The following is a 21,214-nucleotide window of genomic DNA, read 5'->3' as shown; positions in this document are numbered from 1 at the left end:
GAGTTGCTATGAAACATCCAATTAATTCATCTCGCCGTCGCTTTTTTGCCCAAACGGGTGCCGGAATGTTAGCTTGGGCAGGATTGCCTAGCTGGTTACAAGCCATGGAAGGGATGGGCGATATGCCAAGAATGGCACCAAATAAAGCGTCGCCTAATTTTCATCCGGATGTGGAAATCGATTTGATTTGCAAGCCATCTGCAATTTCTATTTTGCCAGGGCAGCAGACTCGTGTGCAGCAATATTTTGCCAAACTAGTAAAGGGACCGGCTAATACGCTGACTGAATTGCCTGGCTCCTATCTTGGTCCGGTACTGCGGTTTCAAACAGGTCAAAAAATTCGCATCACGTTGCATAACCAACTGGATGAATTGTCAATCACCCATTGGCACGGTTTACATGTGCCGGCCAAAATGGACGGCCATCCACTGTATTCGCTGGATAAGGGTCAAACTTTTGTGTATGAGTTTGAAATGCTCAATCGCGCCAGCATGAATATCTATCACCCGCATCCGCATGATATCACTGGCAAACAGGTGTATCACGGTTTGGCTGGGGCGATTTTAGTCAATGATGAAGAAGAGCGTAAACTGGAACTCCCTAGTGGAGAATACGAAATTCCCATCGTGATTCAAGATAGACGCTTTAACGATCAAAACCAGCTGATCTACGCCCATGGTATGCATGATCGTATGATGGGTTTTTATGGCAATCGGATATTAGTTAACGGCTTACCCAATTTTCATCTTGATGTTGCCAGTCGTGCCTACCGATTGCGCGTCCTGAATGCGTCTACCGCGCGCATATACAAACTGGCCTGGGACGATAATTCGCCTATTACTGTCATCGGTACCGATGGCGGTTTGTTGGAAGCTCCGATCAAAAAATCTTATGTGATGCTGGCCCCTGGCGAGCGTCTGGATGTGTGGGCGGATTTCAGCGGGCGAAAAGTCGGCTCTCAGCTTGTATTGCGTAGCCGTCCTTTTTCCGGTGCACTGCCGGGTATGGCTAGTCGTATGGGCGGCATGCATGGTAATGCGTTGCCGATGGGGAGTGACTATCCGATTTTCAGCGTTAAAGTCACAAAGCAGGCTGGCGATAGCCCGACGTTACCCAAAGCATTATCTAAAATCCATCACTATACTTTGGCCGATACCGCCAATCCGCAAAAGCCTATCCCAATAGGCATTACCGAAGGGCGGATGAAAATGGTGTTGAATGGCAGACCCTATGCCTACAACGATATTTTGCCCAATGAGCGGATCCCGTTTGATACCGTGCAGTTGATGGAAATTTTCCATGATCATGGTGGCGGACACGGTGGTCACAAAATGGGCGGCATGGGTATGGGGATGCGCCGTGGTGGCGGTGACTCTGACAGTGGTCACAAAATGGGCGGTATGGGCGGAGGCGGCATGGGTATGATGATGGCCATGGCGCATCCTATCCATTTGCACGGTCAGTATTTCCAGATTCTCAGTCGCAGCGGTGGTGAAGGTCAAGGTTATGCTAGCGTCAAGGACGGGTTCATCGAAGGTGGCTGGAAAGATACCGTACTGGTGATGCCGGGCGAAACGGTGAGAATCATTAAACCGTTCCAGGATTTCAAAGGTCTGTTCATGATGCATTGTCATAATCTAGAGCATGAGGATATGGGCATGATGCGCGATCTTTCCATCGAATGAGGGTTCGCGTTAAATAATCAATATCAAGGAGCAAGATATGAAGATCAGTAGTAGTCATTTAAAAATCAATGGTATGCATTGCACCGGCTGTGAGGACATCATCAGCGAGGCGGTGAGTGCCTTGCCAGGTGTGCGTGGCGTCAAAGCCAGCTATAACAAAGCAACTGTGGATGTTGAGTATGACGGGTCGTTGATTGATGACATTCGTATTCGCCAGTGCATAGAAGGCAAGGGCTATGCAGTGGAGACCGTTGCCACGCCAATGACTGTCCACATCAAGCGTGCGCTGATTTTTTTGCTGTTACTGGTGATCGTCGGTGGTGTGGCATTCTGGGGTAAAAGTCAGATGCCGGCCGTGATGCAGCAAATCAAGCCGCAAATGGATATGGCCGTATTACTGGGTATCGGTTTTTTGACGGGCTTTCACTGCATAGGTATGTGTGGCAGCTTTGTGGTCGCTTATACAGACCCTAGTAAATCTAAGGCACGACAGTTGCTGGCGCATCTGAGTTATGCATTTGGCAAGACCTTGTCGTATACCACGTTTGGCGCAGGATTTGGCTTGCTGGGTGCCAGCATAGCCATCACACCGCAAATTCGTGGCGGAGTAGCGCTGGCAGCGAGTGTTTTTTTACTGATTTATGGTTTGAAAATGCTCAATCTGTTTGCATTTTTACGCCGTTTTACCTTACGTATGCCCAAATCAGTCAACCGTGCGGTTGCCGATGAATTACGCAAGCCGCCTCGCAGCGCTTTACGCACCGGTTTGCTAACCGGGCTATTGCTGGGTTGCGGTCCCTTGCAGGCCATGTATGTGATGGCGGCCGGCAGCGGCGATCCCTATCAGGGCGGCCTGATTCTAATGCTGTTCGGTTTGGGTACCTTGATACCTTTATTGGGATTCGGCATGTTTGCCACTTTGCTATCACATGCTGCCATGCGGCAAATGGTGCGCGTATCCGGCGTGTTGGTGATTCTGATGGGCGTGATGATGTTTCAGCGCGGCATGATGATGCTCAAGGGTGGTCAGATGCCAGCCATGGCACCGCAGACCATGCAGATGATGCATTAGTGATCGTGCTTTCAGCTAACAGAAAGGCACGCTTGCCGGCACCAGCGACTAAAAATCATTATGTTTCATTGGTTGTTTCAAAGTTGCTTCAAATGTATCAATTTGAAATTTTAGTTTCAGTGTGAAACGCGAAAAGAATGACTGTCAGTTAAGAAATATGTTAGAAATCAAAGATATGATTGCTTTTTAGCGCAATAAAAAAATGGCATGGTAATTGATATGCATATCATGACTTTCTAATTTGCCGGGCTTGCTGCTGGAAATGCAAAGTTTGTTCGCCACACTCATTAGTGACAGATAGAGAGATAACCATGAATACAACACCATTAGATCCAACGTTACCCAAACCCAGCCTGTTACGCTGGGAAATCGGCATTGCCTTGCTGATCAAAATCCTGCTGTTGATCGGTCTATGGTTTCTGATTTTTCGCTGGATGGATAAACCCGTCAGCAAACCCGATGTCGCCGCGCATTTTGCTCTACCGGCCACTCAAGCGGTCGCGCCGACTGATATTTCTTCTCAACCTTTAACCCAGGATACTCCCCATGTTCGGTGATGATATAGTCATGCTATCCCGAATGCAGTTCGGTCTAACCGCGCTGTATCACTTTTTATTCGTGCCGCTAACACTTGGTATGACCTTTATTCTCGGCATCATGGAGTCTGTCTATGTGATGACCGGTAAAGAGGTCTACAAGGACATGACCAAGTTTTGGGGCAAATTATTCGGCATCAACTTTGCCATGGGTGTAACCACCGGCTTAACGCTGGAATTCCAATTTGGCACCAACTGGGCGTATTACTCGCATTATGTCGGCGACATCTTCGGGCCGTTACTAGCGGCAGAAGGCTGGATGGCTTTTTTCCTGGAATCAACCTTTGTCGGCCTATTCTTCTTTGGCTGGGACAAACTTAGCAAAGTGCAGCATCTCGGCGTGACTTGGTTGCTGGCAGTAGGCACCAGTCTCTCGGCTTTGTGGATTTTGATTGCCAACGGCTGGATGCAGTACCCAGTCGGCGCGGAGTTTAATTACGAAACCCTACGCATGGAAATGACCAGCTTTGCTGATGTGTTTTTTAATCCGGTAGCGCAGGTCAAGTTTGTACATACCGTCGCCGCGGGTTATGTAACCGGCTCGATGTTTGTGTTGGGTATCAGCTCCTGGTATTTGCTGAACAAACGCGATATTGGTTTTGCTCGACGTTCATTTTCCATTGCGTCGGCATTTGGCTTAGCCTCAATTTTGTCGGTGATCATTCTGGGTGATGAGAGCGGATACACCGAAGGCGAAACGCAAAAACTCAAATTGGCTGCTATCGAAGCGGAATGGGAAACCGAAGCTGCGCCGGCTGGTTTTACCTTATTCGGGTTTCCAGATCAGGTCAATGAGCGCACGAATTATGCGATCAAAATCCCTTATGTATTAGGTCTGATTGCTACTCGCTCTATCGATGAAGAAGTCAAAGGTTTGAAGGAGCTGCGTATCGAAAGCAAGCAACGGGTTAAAAATGGCATGTTGGCCTACGCGGAGTTGCAAAAACTGCGCGCAGGTGATCTTAGTGATGTGACCAAGCAGGCGTTTGAAGAACACAAAGAAGATCTAGGCTATGGCTTATTGCTGAAAAAATACACCGAGAACGTAGTGGATGCCGATGCAGCGATGATCAACAAAGCCGCTAACGACACGGTGCCGAAAGTAGCGCCGCTGTTCTGGACTTTCCGGGTGATGGTGGCTTGCGGCTTTACCATGTTGTTCATCTTTGCAATGACGTTTTACTACTGCGCTACCCGTGTGGCCGACCAGAAACGCTGGTTACTGCGGTTAGCAGTTTGGGGTATTCCCTTGCCGTGGATTGCGGCTGAAACAGGTTGGTTCGTAGCTGAATTCGGTCGTCAACCCTGGACTATTTCCGGCATATTGCCAACCCATATGAGCGTATCAAGCCTAAGTGCTGAGCAGCTCTGGTTCAGTATCGGTGGTTTTATCTTGTTTTACACGGTACTGCTAATTATAGAGTTGTATCTGATGCTCAAGTACGTCAGGCTAGGACCTAGCAGTTTGCACACCGGACGTTATTGTTTTGAACAGAATGCCACGGCTCATTAACGCTAAGGGTTGATCATGAAAATAACACTATTGATGTTTGTCATGCTGTTGTCGGCAACAACGGCTTATGCCGAGCCGTCCGGCAACACGCAACGACAGGAAGAAGTCGCAGTACGTGGGCGACATGTCATGCCGTTTGATTTAGAAAAGACCCTGCATATTTTCGAAAAAACCCCTCAGGGTGGCTTGCAACAAGTGATTGCCAAAGATGCGGGCGATAGCGAGCAGATTAACCTGATTCGCCGGCATTTAGCACAACTAGCCAAGCGCTTTACGGCGGGTGATTTTGCCGGTCCACGCCGCATTCATGGCGATACTATGCCGGGCGTGCAAGCCCTCGCCAATGCGGGTGGGAAGGTGCGTTTTGTTTATCAAGAATTGGCCAACGGCGCGGAAATTGAATATGTCGCCGAAGATTCGGCGTTGATCGATGCCATCCACCAATATTTCGATGCACAACTGAATGATCATGCGCGACATGCTGTGGACAGTAAAACTAAACAGTGTCTGCACGATACCCATCAACCACAGTCGTCAATGCCCTCACAGCAGGGTCAACATGACGCTGAATCGACTGACAGTCAGGAGTAAACCATGTTTGATTATGAAACCATTCGTGTAATCTGGTGGATATTTATTGGAGTGGTCGCTATCGCTTTTGCGTTGACCGAAGGCTTTGATTTTGGCGTTAGCACTTTGCTGCCTTTTATCGGTAAAACCGATATCGAGCGACGGGTCATTATCAACACCGTTGGTGCAACCTGGGAAGGTAATCAGACCTGGTTGGTATTATTAGGTGGTGCAATATTTGCCGTCTGGCCACCGGTGTATGCCACCTTATTCTCCGGTTTATATGTGGCTATGCTGCTGGTGTTGTTTGCGCTGTTTTTCCGCCCGGCGGGTTTTGATTACCGCAGCAAACTGGACAACCCAACTTGGCGTAATGCCTGGGATTGGGCCTTATTTTTAGGCGGCACATTGCCACCGATTTTGCTGGGGGTGTTGGTAGGTAACTTAATTTTAGGTCTGCCGTTTCATCTGGATAGTGATTTGCGGAGTTTTTATGACGGCTCATTCTTTGCGCTTTTGAGTCCTTTTGCGTTGTTGTGTGGGGTGACCGGTTTGTTATTGACGACTTTTCATGGTGCCTTGTTTTTGAAATGGCGCAGCGAAGATGTGATTTATGATCGTGCCGTATCGGTGTTGGGAGTGCTTGGCCCTATGTTGATAGTGGCGCTGGCTGCAGTGATGCTATGGGTATTCAATGGCATTGATCGCCCTGAAATCACGGTCATGGCAAGCACCTCTGCACCCTCCAATCCTTTGCATAAAACCGTAATCGGTAATGGCGCCGGTTGGCTACAACATTTCATGCAATATCCCTGGATGTGGCTGGCGCCGATTGTCGCTTTAGGCGGCTTTACCATGGCTTGGTTGTTGGGCAAAGGCCAGTCCAGAATGGTGGCGTTTATGTTTAGTTGCTTAGGTGTGGTCGGCACGGCTTTAAGCGTTGGTTTTGCTTTGTTCCCCTTCCTGCTGATTTCTTCGACTAATCCGGGTTCCAGCTTAACCCTGTGGGATGCCAGCTCCAGTCATTCCACTTTGCTTTTGTCTTTCTGGATTACGGTGATTTTTCTACCCATCGTGCTGCTGTATACCCGTTTTGTTTACAGAATAATCTGGGGCAGTATCACCGAAGCGACTGTCTTGAAAGACAGTCACACACTTTACTAAAGGAGACAGATTATGTGGTATTTCGCTTGGATACTTGGCGTCGGTTTTGCGGCGGCCTTCGCTATCATCAACGCCATGTGGCTGGAATCGGTTTGCGACATTGATACTCATGGCATCGATCAATCCTGTGAGAGCTTGTCACAGCGCAGTCAAGGGAGGTTGTCATGACAGTAGAGCGGATTGTTCGAATAGTGGCTGGCGCTTTTATTCTGTTGTCGCTGAGTTTGGGGGTTGAGGGCAGCCCAATATTTCAGTCCAGCAACTGGCTTTGGTTTACCGTGTTTGTCGGTGCCAATTTGTTTCAAAGCGGTTTTACCCAATTCTGCCCGCTGGAAATTATTCTAAAAAAATTGGGCATAAAACAAACTTGTCATTAACACCGGCAAAAATAATATTTATCTATCAATCAGGAGTAGTCACATGGCTAAAATAGTAATCGTAGGTGCGGGCATCGGCGGTATTCCGATGGCACTGGAAATGAAAGAAAACGCTAGAAAGGAAGATGAGGTCGTTGTAATTGCCGATACACCCACTTTTCATTTTGTACCTTCCAACCCTTGGGTAGCGGTTAACTGGCGCAAACCTGATGACATCAAGGTTGAATTGGCACCAATGTTCAAGAAAAAGAAAATTGGTTTTATCCAGCAAAAAGTTAGTCGTTTTCATCCTGAAAACAACCAAGTCGAACTGGTCGATGGCACACAAGTCGATTACGATTATCTGATCATTGCTACCGGTCCCAAGTTGGCATTCGATGAAGTGCCTGGCTTAGGTCCAGATGGTCACACTCAATCGGTTTGCCACGTCGATCATGCCGGTGAATCCGGTGAATTCTGGAACACGTTTGTCGAAGACCCAGGTCCAATTATCGTTGGTGCAGTCCAAGGTGCTTCCTGCTTCGGCCCGGCTTACGAGTACTTGTTTATCGCCGAAACCGATCTACGCCAACGCAAAATTCGTGACAAAGTCAAAATGACTTATGTCACCTCCGAACCTTATATCGGTCATTTGGGCTTAGGTGGCGTGGGTGATACCAAAGGCATGCTGGAAAGCGAATTACGCGACAAAAGTATCAACTGGATTTGCAATGCCAAAGTTGACAAGATCGAAGCCGGTATGATGTATGTCACCGAAGTCGACGAAAACGGCCAGGAAAAAAAGAAACACGAGCTACCCTTTAAACACAGCATGATGCTGCCACCTTTTAAAGGTATTGATGCTTTAATCGGAATTGATAAATTAGTCAATCCGCGTGGCTTTGTGATTGTCGATGAGCATCAGCGGAACCCAACCTTTAAAAACATTTATTCAATAGGGGTTTGCATTGCTATTCCGCCGGTGGAACAAACACCGGTTCCCACCGGTACACCTAAAACCGGTTACATGATTGAGTCTATGGTAACGGCAACCGCACATAATATTCGTGCCGAACTCGATGGCAAACAGCCTAAAGAAAAAGGCACATGGAATGCGCTTTGTCTGGCGGATTTTGGTGATTCGGGAGTTGCCTTCTTAGCTATGCCACAAATCCCACCCCGCAACGTGCAGTGGGCGTCTAGCGGTAAATGGGTGCATTTAGCCAAAATTGGCTACGAAAAATACTTTATGCGTAAAGTGCGCAAAGGTATTAGCGAACCTTATTATGAGAAATTGACCTTGAAAATGCTCGGCATTATGCGTCTGAAGGGTTAAAAACAGGTATAAACAGCGGTGTTGATTAATAGCGTATGCGCCGCTGTTTGCTTTGTTACATCATGAGTCTAATCTCTGATAAAGGCTTAATACCCCCTCAACCGTCCACACTAAATGCGGATTTTTAAATGAGACATAGACATTTTTGGCTGATATCTTCGGCATTGATGCTGGTATTTAACCCAGTATTCGCCGATACGGAGCAGTCCCATTACACCCTAGAGCAAGCCATTGATACGGCATTAACTAGTAATCCGGAGCTCAGTATTATGCAAGCTCGTATCGAGCAGGCAAATGCCCAGCTAGGTGAAGCTTTAGCTAGCTTTTACCCACAGATTAAAGCCAGCTTGTCTTATCAGCACAGTGATAATCCTGCGCAAGCGTTTGCGATGATCATCGCCCAGCGACGTCTCAGCTTTACTGGCACCGATTTTAACCATCCTGGTGGTGTCGATAATTACCGTCCACAAGTGACGGCCAGCTATTCTCTGTTTCGTGGTGGCCAGGACTATTACCGCAGCCAGGCTGCAAAATTGGGGGTGGAAACGTCCGAATTCGAAAAGTATGCGACGCGTAATCAGCTGATCAATAACGTCACCACGGCTTTTTACGGCGAGTTGGCGGCGATGCAGGCGCATGATATTAGCCTGCGATCCATAGAAGCCGTACAAAGCGAATTGAATCAATCAAAAATTCGCTTTGATGCCGGCACGATGTTGAAGTCGGATGTGTTGTCGTTGGAAGTACAACTTGCCGAAGCCAGGGATGCAGAAATTCAAGCGGCTAATGCCATAGAGTTGGCCCAAAGCATGCTGAAAACTTTGTTGGGCCTATCCGCCAACGAAGCCTTTACCATCAATTCCACACAGGTAACTGCTTTGCCCGATGCGCCAGCGGCTTTCGACGAGTTACTCAATCAAGCACTAAGTCGACACCCCGAGTTAATGGCTGCCGAAAAGCGGGTAGCCATAGCCGAACAACAAGTTAAGGTTAGCCAAGGGGCTCATCTACCTAGAGCAGATGCCTTTGTCAGTTACGGTTCCGATAGCAAGGATTTGGCCTACAGCACCAGTCGTGACAATGTTACTGCTGGCGTAATGGTCGAAGTGGACATTTTTTCTGGATTTGCCACCCAGGAGAATATCAAAAAAGCTGAGCACGAACTGACTGCAGCTCAGGAAGCAGCCAGACAAACGCGGTTACGCATTGAAAATCAGCTGAAATCAGCGCAGATCCATTTACAAGACGCCCTAAGCCGCGCCGAGGTAAGTGTCGCGGCTGTCAAGGCTGCGGAAGAAGCCTTGCGTTTAGTCAATGAACAGCGACAGGCTGGTGTTGTGACTGTGACGCGCTATATCGAAGCCGAAGTCGCCCGCGATAGAGCGTATTCCCGGCAGATAAACGCCCGTTTCGATGCCTTGCGGGCCGAAGCAGAACTTAACCTAGCCACTGGTTTCTGGCAATAAAGGAGTCAAGATGACCGAATATACTTCAGAATCAAACAGGCCTAAATGGCTAATTCCAGCGGCAGCAATAACAGTCTTACTATTAGTGATTTTATTTGCCCTAGGCATAGTGGGTGGCGATAGCAAAACCGAACCGGGTAACACCGCTTTAACCGGCGATAGCTTGCCCAGTGGTGCGCAAACCCTAATTGTGGGTAAACAGGCAGCAGACAATGGGTTGTCCTGGCAAGGCGTGGTCAGATCGCGCTTAGCCGCGAAAATAGCCCCGAAACTGAATGCTCGCATTACTGAAATAGCCGTAAATCCCGGCGACAAAGTGAAAAAAGGTGATGTGATCGCCCGCCTGGATGATCGGGATTTACGTGCAGCATACAATGCAGCCTTGTCCGCACATACGGCAGCCCAAGCCCAAGCCGCCCAAGCCAGTGCAGATGAAAGACGCATGGTTGATATGTACGAAAAAGAAGCCGCGACTAAACAAAATTACGATGCAGCGCTGGCGCAAGCTAAAGCTGCGCGCGCCATTGCCAGTCAAGCTGCCAGTGCTGCCCAACAAAGCAAAGTGATGTTGGGTGAAAATGTGCTGATCGCACCTTTTGATGCGGTAGTCGGCGAACGCCTACAAGAGCCGGGCGACATGGGGTTACCCAATCAGCCCATCGTCACCCTGTACAAACCTAACGATTTACGCTTGGAAGCCTCTATTGCCAGTCACTGTGCAGTGCCGATCAAATTAGGCATGATGGTTAATGTTCGGCTGGATTCGCTGCATCAAACCGTGAAGGCTGCCGTTGACGAAATTGTCCCGGAAATCGATCCGCAAACACGTACTCAAGATATCAAAGTTAAATTACCGAAAATAGAAGGTTTGCAACAGGGTCAATTCGGCTGGCTGGAATTGGCTTGTGACGCTGAACAACAGGCATTAATGATTCCTGCTACAGCCGTCGTGCATTATGGCCAGTTGCAAGCCGTTAAAGTCGTTGAAGGTCAGCGACTCATGACCCGGCACATCCGCACCGGTAAAAAATATGCTGAACAAGTAGAAGTGTTGTCCGGCCTGCATGAAGGCGAAACTATATTGAGTAATGCCGGATTGCTGCAATGAAAGATGTGATGAAGCCTATTGAAAGCAAAAAAGACAGTCTGACGGTCGCCATTGTCCGACTGTTTACTACCTCGCATTTATCACTGTTATTCCTGCTGATTTCTATATTGGCAGGTGCGGCAGCGCTGATATTGACGCCTCGGGAGGAAGATCCGCAAATTATCGTGCCGGTGATGGATGTGTTCGTACATTATCCCGGAGCTACCAGCGAAGAAGTCGAAAAGCGCGTTACCACACCACTTGAAGTGTTGCTGAAGCAAATTCAAGGCGTTGAATATGTGTATTCTGCCTCTAGTCCCGGTGAAGCGCTGGTCACTGTACGTTATGAAGTTGGCCAGAGCATTGAAGACAGTCTGATCAAAACCCGCGACAAACTTGACGCCAATCTCGACATCATTCCACCCGGCGTTAGCGATTGGGTGATCAAGCCGGTAGAAATAGACGACGTGCCGATTTTGTTGTTGAGTTTGTCCATGCCGAAAGGCAGTGAAGACATCATGGCCATTCGTCGCATCGCAGAAGAACTGATTGAGCGTTTACGGGCTATCGATAATGTCGGCAAGAGCTGGGTATTGGGTGCGGCGCCGCGTCAGATATCGGTGTATCCGAATTCTGCCAAGTTGCAAGCCAGCGGCGTTAGCTTGCTGGAAGTACAACAAGCCCTGGCGCAGAGTAATGTTAATCTGCAAACGGGTCATCTTAATCAGGACAATCGCGAAATTTTGTTGGAGGCCGGACCAAATTACCAATCTGTTGAGCAGGTAGGCGCAACAGTATTAAAAAGTGTTGCCGGTCGCTTAGTGTATTTACGTGATGTGGCAGAAATTATCGACGGCCCCAAGGATACCGATTACTACACGCGCATCGGCTTCGGCCCGGCGGTTGAGCAGATGGTCGGTGTCGGCAATAAGGACGCTGAGTTGCCTGCAGTCGGCGAGGAACGCCAGATGGCGACCATTGCCATCGCCAAGCGGCGGGGAAGTAATGCGGTCAGTGTAGCCGAACAGGTTCTGGAGTTGACCGAGCAACTGCATGGCACGCTGATTCCTGATGACGTGCTAATCACAGTGACACGCAATTACGGTGAAACTGCCGATCACAAGGTCAATGAACTGGTGATGCATTTGAGTATTGCGATTTTGACCATCATAGTGCTGCTGGCGCTTTCCCTGGGTTTCAAGGAATCGTTGATCGTCTCGCTAGCGGTGCCAATGACATTTGCAGTTACATTGATGCTGGATTTACTTTTTGGATACACCATCAACCGAGTCACCTTGTTTGCGCTGATTTTGTCGCTGGGCCTGCTGGTTGATGACCCGATTGTCGATGTGGAAAACATCCATCGACATTACAAAATGCGCAAAGAACCGCCTTTGCAAGCCTTATTGACCGCCGTTGACGAAATTCGTCCGCCTACCATATTGGCTACCTTTGCGGTGATCATGTCTTTTATACCGATGTTTTTCATCACCGGTATGATGGGGCCATACATGGAGCCTATGGCTTTCAATGTGCCGATTGCGATGTTAATGTCGTTGTTGATCGCCTTTTCAGTGACGCCCTGGGCCAGCTACCGCTTGTTAAAGGGTGACTATGGTAAGGATCACGGCCCTGAGTTTGTATTGCAGCAGACGCGTGGCTTCAAGGTTTATCAAGCCATCATGGCGCCGCTATTAAATAACAAAGCCAAAGCTTTATGGTTTTTGCTGGCCGTGTTTGTGGCGTTTGTGTTGTCGACTCTGATGGCGGTGACGCGGGTGGTACCTTTGAAGCTGTTGCCATTTGACAATAAAAACGAACTGCAACTGGTGATCGACATGCCGCGTGGCTCGTCGCTAGAAGCCACCAATGAAGTGGCTGCCGCCTTGGGACAGTATCTGTCTACCGTTAACGAAGTCAGTAGTTATCAGGCTTATGTTGGCTTGTCTTCGCCGATGGATTTTAACGGCTTGGTGCGACATTACTATCTGCGCCACGGCGCGTATGTCGGCGACATCCGTATCGTGCTGATTGATAAAAAGCGTCGCGAGCAACAATCGCATGGGATAGCACTGAGGATGAGGCCCGATATTGAAAAGATAGGCAAACAATACGGCGCCAACATCAAAATCGTCGAAATGCCGCCAGGGCCACCGGTGTTATCTTCTGTCGTGGCAGAAATATATGGTCCACCGGAAGCCGGTTATGACGACATCATTAAAGTCTCCAATCGGGTGCGTTCCGACCTTGAGCAAACCGAAGGCGTGGTTGATGTCGACGACTATGTCGAAGCTCCGCAAGATAAGTTGCATTTTATCCTCGACCAGGACAAAGCGGCATTGCTGGGTATTAACAATCAGCAAGTCGCCGGTAGCTTAAAACTTGCGATTGAAGGCGGCGTGGCGGGCACCTTGCACATCGCCAGCGAACGCCAGCCATTGATGATTGAGCTGCAATTGCCACGTGCTTCGCGATCATCGGAAGCCGATCTATTGAACTTGTCAGTGAAATCGGCTAGAGGCGACTTGGTGCGGCTGAGCGAGCTCGGTCACTTCGAGCATCAGCAAGGCGATCAGACGATTTACCACAAAAATCTGCAACGGGTATCCTACGTGCTGGGCGAAATGGCTGGTCGCAGTCCTGTGGAAGCGGTATGGGATATGGGTGATAAATTCGAAGCTCAGCCTTTACCCGCAGGTTACCGTGCTGAAATGGCTGGCGAAGGCGAGTGGAAAATTACAGTCGATGTGTTTCGTGATCTAGGTCTGGCTTTTGCGGCCGCAATGGTGATGATCTATATACTGTTGGTTGGCCAAACCGGCTCGTTAGGTGTGCCGCTTATCATGATGATCGCCATTCCGCTGACGGTGATCGGTATCATGCCGGGTTTCTGGTTCATCAACCTGTTTGCCCAAGATGTTGGTGCTTATGCAGATCCGGTGTATTTTACCGCCACGGCGATGATAGGCATGATCGCTCTGGCAGGCATCGTGGTGCGTAACTCGATCATTTTAATCGATTTTATCGAGAAAATTTTTCGTAATAACCCCGATATCAGCTTAGCTGAAGCCATCATTGAAGCAGGTGCAACCCGTTTGAATCCTATATTTTTGACAGCAGCATCTGCAGTACTGGGCTCGGTAATGATCGTGCTCGATCCGATATTCTCCGGTTTGGCTTGGAGTTTTATCTTCGGCATTATCGCTTCGACCTTATTCTCGTTGGTAGTGATTCCGATGGTTTATTTTTTGATCAATCGGGACATGCCCAAGGAATTGATTGAAGATGAGTAGAGCCGAAGGTTTGACCGGCAATGAAAATACATTGAGCAGCTAATCCCCTCAAATCCGATAAATCTTTGCGTGGATAGTCCGAAACATACCATTCATGGCACTGAATGCCCGCTTCCCGGCGGGCACGGCAGACTTTTTCGAGATGGCTGAAGAATTTACAGCTATTTGCATTCTGATGTTGGAAACCTGAATTTACCTCAAGAGTTAAATTCGCCCGATTTGTGCAAAATATTGTTGGTTTGTTGGGCACAGAATCCGTGTGTTCTGTGCAAAACCTGCTTGAAATTGAATAGTCACAATCGGCCACTATGGAAATTCAAATTCTTTAACATATGGCAACTACAAATCAGAAAGCTGTCGTTCAACGTCAATAGGGTGTGGTGAGTTTACGAACCACATCAATCGCGAAAACGGTGCGGTGCACGTTGTTTAATGCATCTACAGGCTTGGCGCGCCCGTATTCTTCGATCTCCACCCAGTTGTCGGCACCGCAAATTACCCCGCACAACGCAACGACAAAACAATATCCTGAAGTCGATGTTTTTTCTGGAGATCGACTCGAGGAACTGTAACGGCAGCAAAATGATGGAGAATGGATGTGCTTGGTGAATTCATCTTTGATGGGTAAAAAATATAACCCCTTACACCAGCTGAAATATCCTTTTGCATGATTGCCCTGCAAGACCGGCTCCTTAAGCTTGACTTTATGCTCGTTATTTTTAAGTATGAAAACAACAACACAGAAAAAGGTAAGAACATGAACATCAGATCAAAAAAATACTTGCTTGTCAGTTTTTTAGTGCTGTTTTTTGGCGCTGCGAACCCTGTTGCAGCGGTTACAGAAACTCAAATTGCGTTGACGACGGAAGCGACTAATGATGCCATTGTTAACCTTGAAGCGGCATTGAAAGCAGTGACTGAGAATAAACTGGATGAGGCACAAAATTATATTAATGCCACGCGGAGCTCTGCCAGCGACATCTTGGGAAGGTGTTCGGTTGAAGCAAAAAAAGAACGCGGTTCCAACGCACTTAAAAATGCGCGTCGTCAAATTAAGAACAGTGATTCAGTAGCTGCTGAGGCTTCTTTAAAAGAAGCGATTAAAATTTTTAAATCTTTACTAATGTCCGTTAATAATACCGAGCAACCCAGTTTGTTTAAGTGATTCAAACCACATCATATCGAGGTGCCAATGATAGGCAGGAGCCAGCCAAAACCGGACCGCCGGTATCGCTATCCAATTTCAACAGAAATTGCTACCTTTGACCTAATTGACTGTCAGGTATTTGGCGAGCAAAATCACCTCAGAACTGAGTCACTACGGACTATATCCTCTCAACATTTTAGATTGAGTCATCATCATTCAGATATATCGTCCGCGATTAGCACCCTCTGGCCTAATGAAGTTAAAATAATCTCAATTTAGAACTGGATAGTCACATCATGAACGAGCAAATCGAGAGCCGAATCACCCATAATCCCCTGCAGTGCGGTGGCAAACCTTGTATTCGCGGCATGAGAATACGGGTCAGTGACATCTTGCAAATGCTGGCAGATGGTGTCAGTAGTGAGGTAATTCTGCTTGATTACCCGGACCTAGAACTCGCTGACATCCAGGCCTGCCTCCTCTACGCAGCCCGACGAGCCAACCTTGAACGACTGGTCGCATGATTTTTTGGGTTGACGCTCAACTACCGCCGAATCTGGCCGATTGGTTGCGCCGGACATTCAAAGTTGAAGCGTACGCCCTACGAGAACTGGGATTGCATGATGCCGACGATCTAGAAATTTTCAAACGCGCTCAGCAAGAGGGTATCGTTTTAATCAGCAAGGACAGTGATTTTGTCGAACTACTGCTGCGTCAGCAACCACCACCACAATTACTTTGGGTCACTTGCGGTAATACCACCAACCAGCGATTAGAAGAATTGTTCGACGAAGTTTTTACGCAAGCTCTGCAATTATTGGTTGAAGGTCATGTGGTTGTGGAATTAGCTGATAAGTCGTGACGTCTCGTTAAGTTGTTTTATCACTGCTTGTTGTCGGCCAATTGAACTCAGTGACGAACGGCCGCATTCAGGTATCGGAATTCAATGACAGCTTTCCGGCGATGAATCTGAAGAGCAGACTGTCGCCAGGCGACCCCTTGCTGCCGTTCGTCGATGTCTGTGAGCTATGTCTGCAGAGATTCATTTAGCCGACATACACGTTATCCATAACTCAGGGACGCTTCGCTTTATTCGATGCAACTCGTCGCAGACGTTGCGGGGGTTTAAGGAATTGTGATATTTTCTCCTGGGAGACAACCATACCGAGTAGTGCTAAGAATGCTGCTAGAATCGTTGCTACACCATTAATTACTGGGTCATTGGCAAAACGACTCATGGAGTAGATCAAAGCCAATACAGCAATGCCGATTCCAGTAATTCTGATTAACCACTTGTACCTTGCTTTGGAATAGTTTCGCTCGACCCAATTAAAAGAGGGTAATGCTCGGCCATGGGTCAATTGACGAAGAGTTGTAAAAGCCGATACGCGGACCTGATGCGAGCTGGATCTCATGCCGGCAGCAAGGATGTCAAGATACTGGTCGTAAATTGACAAATATTGCGCTTTTGGATCTAAAGCCAGAATAGGTAATGCGGCTTTGCGTATTCCCTGCTCTCCCCGTGTGGCGAACCCTACCACATCCGGTATAAATGCAAGTGCGGGTTCGTGGCCTCTTGCGATTAAGGTGTGCACGCATTTTACTACAGCGATGCAACTCTTCCCCTTGCGTAGAAGATTAAATAAAGCATCGATTGCTTCTGACATCCCAGGATCGGAAAGATCGACTCGTTGAACGGCTACAATGAGCGCTTCTTCCGCCTTTGTATTATTCGAACGGGAAGGTTGAAACAATGGCCATAAAGAAAAATGCCCCAACTCATTGCAGATTATCCTGATGAGTCTGGGAGTAGGATGGCGTACTCGCTTTAAAGCGCGAGCCGCCATAAATGGTATATCCCGATCCCCGTCTTGAAGGAGATCTGAAAGTACATCGCTGTAAGGATCTACCAATAAAGGATCGGACTTTCCTTCCTCAGCGAGCGCGTGGAGTAAATTATAACGTTGCCTGTTTTTGCCGTGTCGTAATCGTTTTTCGATGCGTTGGGACACTAGAGAAACATATTTCGACATCTCCACCAGACCCCATGAACTGCTTTCGTTATCCCAAAGACCTTCATCTTCCGTCAATATCGAGGCTATTTCGTCTGTTGTTAACCCATCCGGTAGCGCGAAGAGTTTTTTTATGACGGAAAAACGCGTTTTCGGGTCATGATCGGTTAACATCCGTTTCAGGGCAGCAACACCTTCCTCATGGTATTGAGGAAACCTAATAAGACCCTTGATGGCCTCTAAGCGCACGCCATTGTCGGGATCATCTACCGCAGAACGAAGATCATGAAAAGCCGCATCGTCAAGTTGTGCCAACTCTGCAACACGCTCCACACCGCTACGTCGCAAAGCGGGTGATGGATCATGTAACGCTTCCCGAAACACCGAGAGACATTTGTCTGCATATACGGAATTCGATCTCAAATGTTCAGCAACACTAAAACGAAACGCAAAACTTTGATCAGCTAGTCCATCACGGAGGACATCAAGAGCGCCTGGCATGACCGCAGCCAATTCAGAAAAAGCCGGTATAATTTCTAAGCGTTTATTCGATTCACCATCCTTAAAAGCGTCCATAAGTGCGGTCATAGCATTAGGCTCTATAGGCGCGCGCGCAGAAAGTGCGAACGCAGCCCAGAATCGAACACTATGGTTCTCATCTTCGAGAGCCTTACGCAGTGCGTCTATGACTCCGGGCACACAAATTTTTGAACGAGAGAGGCCCATTGCTGCGGCCTGACGGATCTGCAAATCCAAATCGGGGAGCGATGTAGTCAGAGCCTCAACCACATCGGTGCATTGTATTTCACGACGCCCTAACCAATCCATATATATGCGCAGCAAATTATCACGATGCGTCGAGCGAGGGTCTCCTAGGCCTTTAAAATATGCTATGTCTTCGAGTATCTCATTTGCATGAGTTGCAGTTTCGACAAACATTCCCATTACATCGTCTTCGAAACGAGGGTTGCTGCCTAAGTAATTCCGCACAATTTTTCGCTTGTGTGCGTGATCTAGTTCGGGATAATTGTCGGTAATAATTGGCCACAAGTGAGTGATAACGCTAGAGGCGACGTCAGGGTCATCGCTTAGGCTCGCTTTCAACAACTCATCTCGTGCGGTAGGCTCAATGCTTACGCGACGAGCCAATACCGAAGCCGTGACGTACCGGATGCTTTGATCTTGGGATTGAAGGGCAGCAACTAGCATGTTACCCGCAGGTTCAGATAACGACATAATGTTGGCCAGTGCGTTTGCTGCCAATTCACGTCGCTCCATCAAACCATGCGCGAAGGCTACGCAAAGCCTGTTTTCCAGCGGTAAGAGGACATCGGACCTGAGCGGTTGATCAATATGACCCTGTGATTCAAAAAATGCTTCTGCAAGCATGAGATCAATACGCAACAGTTGTGATTCGAGCCAGGCGTCCCGCCAGACGCGTAACCTTGCAAACACCCAGTTTGGGAGTCGCGGCGGCGGAGGCATTGCTCGATCCATCGCACGGAGAAGTGTGTTAAGCCTTTCTTGACCATCCTTTAGTTCCGGAAATCGCGCGACCGTGAGTAAAATTACGCTACTCCAGTCACCATCAAACACGTGAGGCATTATTTCGTCGACAACATCCTCTGCGGACATGACCGCCAGATGACGAGCAGTCAAATAATCCAGGAAAGGCCGTAATAAGAACTGCAGGCTACCATCATCACGACTCTCGATGATTCCTGCCCGATTTTCGATTGTCTGCAACAAGCTTTCTGCAGATCGACCAGCTTCGTCGGGAGTGCAACCCAACTGGTTTTGTAGGAATATAGTAACTAGTTCCCGAGCGACCATTTTTTGGAGGATTAAGGAAGGGGCGGTCTTAAACGTTTCATAGGCCAGTGCCGCACATAAGGCGAGCTTGGTTTCTTTACTACATTCCGATGGCCAACTCACCCCTTTGCCCTCATCCCACACGTTAAGTAGGAGATCTGTGCATCGTTCGTAGATCTCGGTCCGGCGTATCGGTAGTGGCCGGAGGCCACTCCGATAGAGGACGGCAAGCAAGGTACATAATAGAGGATTAACGGCAAGCTCCCGGAGATGCGGGTTTGCCTTGATCTGGATTACAAGCTGTTGTGCCTCCATGGTGTATGTCTGCCCATAGGCTGTTGGATACCAGTGATCAACCAAGTAACTATATAGATCCGATAGGTCAAACAGTTCGATATCCGTATAGGCGAACGCCGGGCCTAACGTACCCAATGGGCATGCGTATGGTCTGCTAGTAACCACGACCCGGCTTCCCTTAGCACTATCACCAACAGCCAATTTACGGATCATATTTATCACCGCATTGCGACATGCTTGTTCGAAAATCTCATCGAGACCGTCAAAGAGGACGATCGCCTCGCCACTCTGGAATGCGTTAAGCAGAATAGGAGCGGCTTCTATGCCGGTCCCCGGTGCTTCTGGTCTTGTTACATAGGCGACGATAATTTGCTCGATAGTCCGATCCTGTAGCCCGGCGTCGGGTTTCGTAATCCATGCCCCAAAGCCTTTGAGATCCACCCAGATCGGCAATAAACGACTGGTAAATTCTGGGCCAAGATTGCCTGTCTTCGCTTGGCTATTCTGGGAACAAACGAGGGTCAGCCAACGAGTCAGCGTAGTCTTACCTGTTCCGCCGCCCCCCGTTATTACTACATACTTTGACTTATTAAGAATCTCAGAAAAATCGACAACCGGTGGATCACGCAGTTCGGAAAGCCAACGCTTGACCAAAGCAGCGACCTCCGGCCGAATGTCACCAAGATCACTAAACGATGCAAGCCCCGCAGCAAGATCGGGCAATAAAGCCAGTTGGTCCGATGTGAGGTTCACATGGAGTTCTGATGGAGGATCTGGTATTTGGGCGGTCGGAAGTGGGCGAAGCTTTAGGCGAACGAATAGATGAGCGAGGTCGAGTTTACTGAGATCGATCTTGCCCCCAAAAACGTTCGGAAGTGGTAGCCACTTAAACCATCCAATAAGCGCATTTCGGTAGCAACGCTCAGTGTTGGTCAAGTCGGCTATGCTGGTTACGTCACGTATCCAGTCACCATTCATACATAACCTCAATAATTACATTCTAGTGTGTGACACGACGTTTCACCGCCGTAGAGGGCTTAAGTAAACCAGCTGCTTCAGTTAGTAAAGCAACTTCTAACCTTTTATTCGCTTTGCCTCGCCACATAGCAGTTGACCACCATTATAAGTCGAAAGCTTAAATCTTGTGATCGAAGACACCCTGGTGCTTCCTACCGTTGCGCCATTCCTGTTCCGGGATGTAAATTTAAGTCCAGCTGCACATGCGAACCGTTTATGCAGCTAAGTCAGCTTCGTACCCCAAATCCGCCGCTCGTGGCCATTATTTTTCAGCTGCTTGAATGTCGCAAATTGGCCGATTGTGTGAGGTCACCAACGGCTGCTTTGTAGCCCTCCAGTTCGCAGAATCTGGATCTGGCTGACTGGCCGGTTTGGAGAAGCGTGACAGTCAAGAATGGGACGGCAGGAGCTGTTCAGGTTTCCAACCTACTCCGTACTTTGGCCGAAACACCATTTCGAACTATCTAGGTGGAAATTGCCGGGTTGGTTCAATACATTAAATCAACCTTATTTTTGCAAATAACCGGGTTACTAATTTGCCCGGAGGTCGCTGATCTCAATTTTAGATAGCTATACCCGGGCAAAATGACTCGGGAATCAGTTTCTTTCTACACAATCTCAAAAAAAATCTGCTTCTGCAGGAAGAGCATGTCTCAAAAGGAACCTGCTGCTAATCTATTTCCCAAAATAGGTTCGTTGTACGATCGAATAACCGGGAAAGGTCAAGATTTAATTGGTTTCATCGATGCTTAGGAATGCGCATGAAACAAGTTCGTCAGCTGTAGGTGCGA

The 21,214-nt window shown here is 48.3% G+C and carries 17 protein-coding genes; 15 read left to right on the top strand and 2 right to left on the bottom strand.

The features are described 5' to 3' along the window. Positions 1 to 8 precede the first annotated feature (8 nt). The 12 genes from A1359_RS15400 (at position 9) to A1359_RS15345 (ending at position 14,138) form a co-directional block, all read left to right on the top strand. Positions 9 to 1,685, top strand: coding sequence for a multicopper oxidase family protein (locus A1359_RS15400; protein WP_066985020.1), 1,677 nt, complete (start codon positions 9 to 11; stop codon positions 1,683 to 1,685). A gap of 37 nt (positions 1,686 to 1,722) precedes the next feature. Continuing rightward, a complete protein-coding gene (locus A1359_RS15395) occupies positions 1,723 to 2,757 on the top strand; it encodes an urease accessory protein UreH domain-containing protein (RefSeq protein ID WP_066985018.1) in 1,035 nt (344 codons plus the stop codon). 311 nt (positions 2,758 to 3,068) lie between these two features. Beyond that, a complete protein-coding gene (locus tag A1359_RS15390) occupies positions 3,069 to 3,314 on the top strand; it encodes a hypothetical protein (protein WP_066985016.1) in 246 nt (81 codons plus the stop codon). After that, positions 3,304 to 4,866, top strand: coding sequence for a cytochrome ubiquinol oxidase subunit I (locus tag A1359_RS15385; protein WP_066985014.1), 1,563 nt, complete (start codon positions 3,304 to 3,306; stop codon positions 4,864 to 4,866). The genes A1359_RS15390 and A1359_RS15385 overlap by 11 nt, the downstream gene beginning before the upstream one ends. 15 nt (positions 4,867 to 4,881) lie before the next feature. Further along, a complete protein-coding gene (locus A1359_RS15380; protein WP_083960676.1) occupies positions 4,882 to 5,457 on the top strand; it encodes an aspartate carbamoyltransferase in 576 nt (191 codons plus the stop codon). A 3-nt stretch (positions 5,458 to 5,460) separates the two neighbouring features. Next, complete coding sequence (gene cydB, locus A1359_RS15375) at positions 5,461 to 6,600, top strand: cytochrome d ubiquinol oxidase subunit II (protein WP_066985012.1); 1,140 nt, start codon at positions 5,461 to 5,463, stop codon at positions 6,598 to 6,600. A gap of 12 nt (positions 6,601 to 6,612) precedes the next feature. Next, entirely contained in the window at positions 6,613 to 6,768 is a 156-nt protein-coding gene (gene cydX / locus A1359_RS23565) for a cytochrome bd-I oxidase subunit CydX (RefSeq protein ID WP_066985009.1), read from the top strand. After that, a complete protein-coding gene (locus tag A1359_RS15365) occupies positions 6,765 to 6,977 on the top strand; it encodes a YgaP family membrane protein (protein WP_066984999.1) in 213 nt (70 codons plus the stop codon). The genes cydX and A1359_RS15365 overlap by 4 nt, the downstream gene beginning before the upstream one ends. Before the next feature lie 43 nt (positions 6,978 to 7,020). Further along, positions 7,021 to 8,292 carry an NAD(P)/FAD-dependent oxidoreductase gene (locus tag A1359_RS15360; protein WP_066984983.1) on the top strand — a complete coding sequence of 424 codons (1,272 nt, stop codon included), beginning with the start codon at positions 7,021 to 7,023 and terminating at the stop codon, positions 8,290 to 8,292. 128 nt (positions 8,293 to 8,420) lie between these two features. Next, positions 8,421 to 9,758, top strand: a complete 1,338-nt coding sequence (locus A1359_RS15355) for a TolC family protein (protein ID WP_066984981.1) — start codon at positions 8,421 to 8,423, stop codon at positions 9,756 to 9,758. A gap of 10 nt (positions 9,759 to 9,768) precedes the next feature. After that, the gene (locus A1359_RS15350; protein ID WP_066984978.1) at positions 9,769 to 10,866 is read left to right on the top strand and encodes an efflux RND transporter periplasmic adaptor subunit; all 1,098 of its coding nucleotides are present in this window, start codon (positions 9,769 to 9,771) and stop codon (positions 10,864 to 10,866) included. Further along, entirely contained in the window at positions 10,863 to 14,138 is a 3,276-nt protein-coding gene (locus tag A1359_RS15345) for an efflux RND transporter permease subunit (protein ID WP_083960675.1), read from the top strand. The genes A1359_RS15350 and A1359_RS15345 overlap by 4 nt, the downstream gene beginning before the upstream one ends. 367 nt (positions 14,139 to 14,505) lie before the next feature. Here A1359_RS15345 and A1359_RS22865 read toward each other — a convergent pair whose 3' ends face one another. Then, positions 14,506 to 14,820 (bottom strand): transposase family protein, encoded by a 315-nt coding sequence (locus tag A1359_RS22865; RefSeq protein WP_198159376.1) that lies wholly within the window; start codon positions 14,818 to 14,820, stop codon positions 14,506 to 14,508. Here A1359_RS22865 and A1359_RS15340 point away from each other — a divergent pair. From A1359_RS15340 to A1359_RS15330, 3 genes are all read left to right on the top strand, one after another. Continuing rightward, positions 14,806 to 15,303, top strand: coding sequence for a hypothetical protein (locus tag A1359_RS15340; RefSeq protein WP_066984975.1), 498 nt, complete (start codon positions 14,806 to 14,808; stop codon positions 15,301 to 15,303). The two genes, A1359_RS22865 and A1359_RS15340, sit on opposite strands and share 15 nt — an antisense overlap. A 278-nt stretch (positions 15,304 to 15,581) precedes the next feature. Next, a complete protein-coding gene (locus A1359_RS15335) occupies positions 15,582 to 15,809 on the top strand; it encodes a DUF433 domain-containing protein (RefSeq protein WP_066984972.1) in 228 nt (75 codons plus the stop codon). Continuing rightward, on the top strand, positions 15,806 to 16,147 hold the full coding sequence (locus A1359_RS15330) for a DUF5615 family PIN-like protein (protein ID WP_066984969.1): 342 nt from the start codon (positions 15,806 to 15,808) through the stop codon (positions 16,145 to 16,147). Before A1359_RS15335 ends, A1359_RS15330 begins: the two co-directional genes overlap by 4 nt. 211 nt (positions 16,148 to 16,358) lie before the next feature. On the opposite strand, the gene A1359_RS15325 is transcribed toward A1359_RS15330, so the two are convergent. Continuing rightward, positions 16,359 to 20,384 (bottom strand): HEAT repeat domain-containing protein, encoded by a 4,026-nt coding sequence (locus A1359_RS15325; protein WP_066984964.1) that lies wholly within the window; start codon positions 20,382 to 20,384, stop codon positions 16,359 to 16,361. Between the last annotated feature and the right edge of the window lie 830 nt (positions 20,385 to 21,214).

The organism is Methylomonas lenta, from assembly GCF_001644015.1.
GTDB classification, from domain to species: Bacteria; Pseudomonadota; Gammaproteobacteria; order Methylococcales; family Methylomonadaceae; genus Methylomonas; species Methylomonas lenta.
The sequence above is the reverse complement of the archived record's forward strand: the minus strand, read 5'-3'. Positions and strand labels throughout refer to the sequence as shown.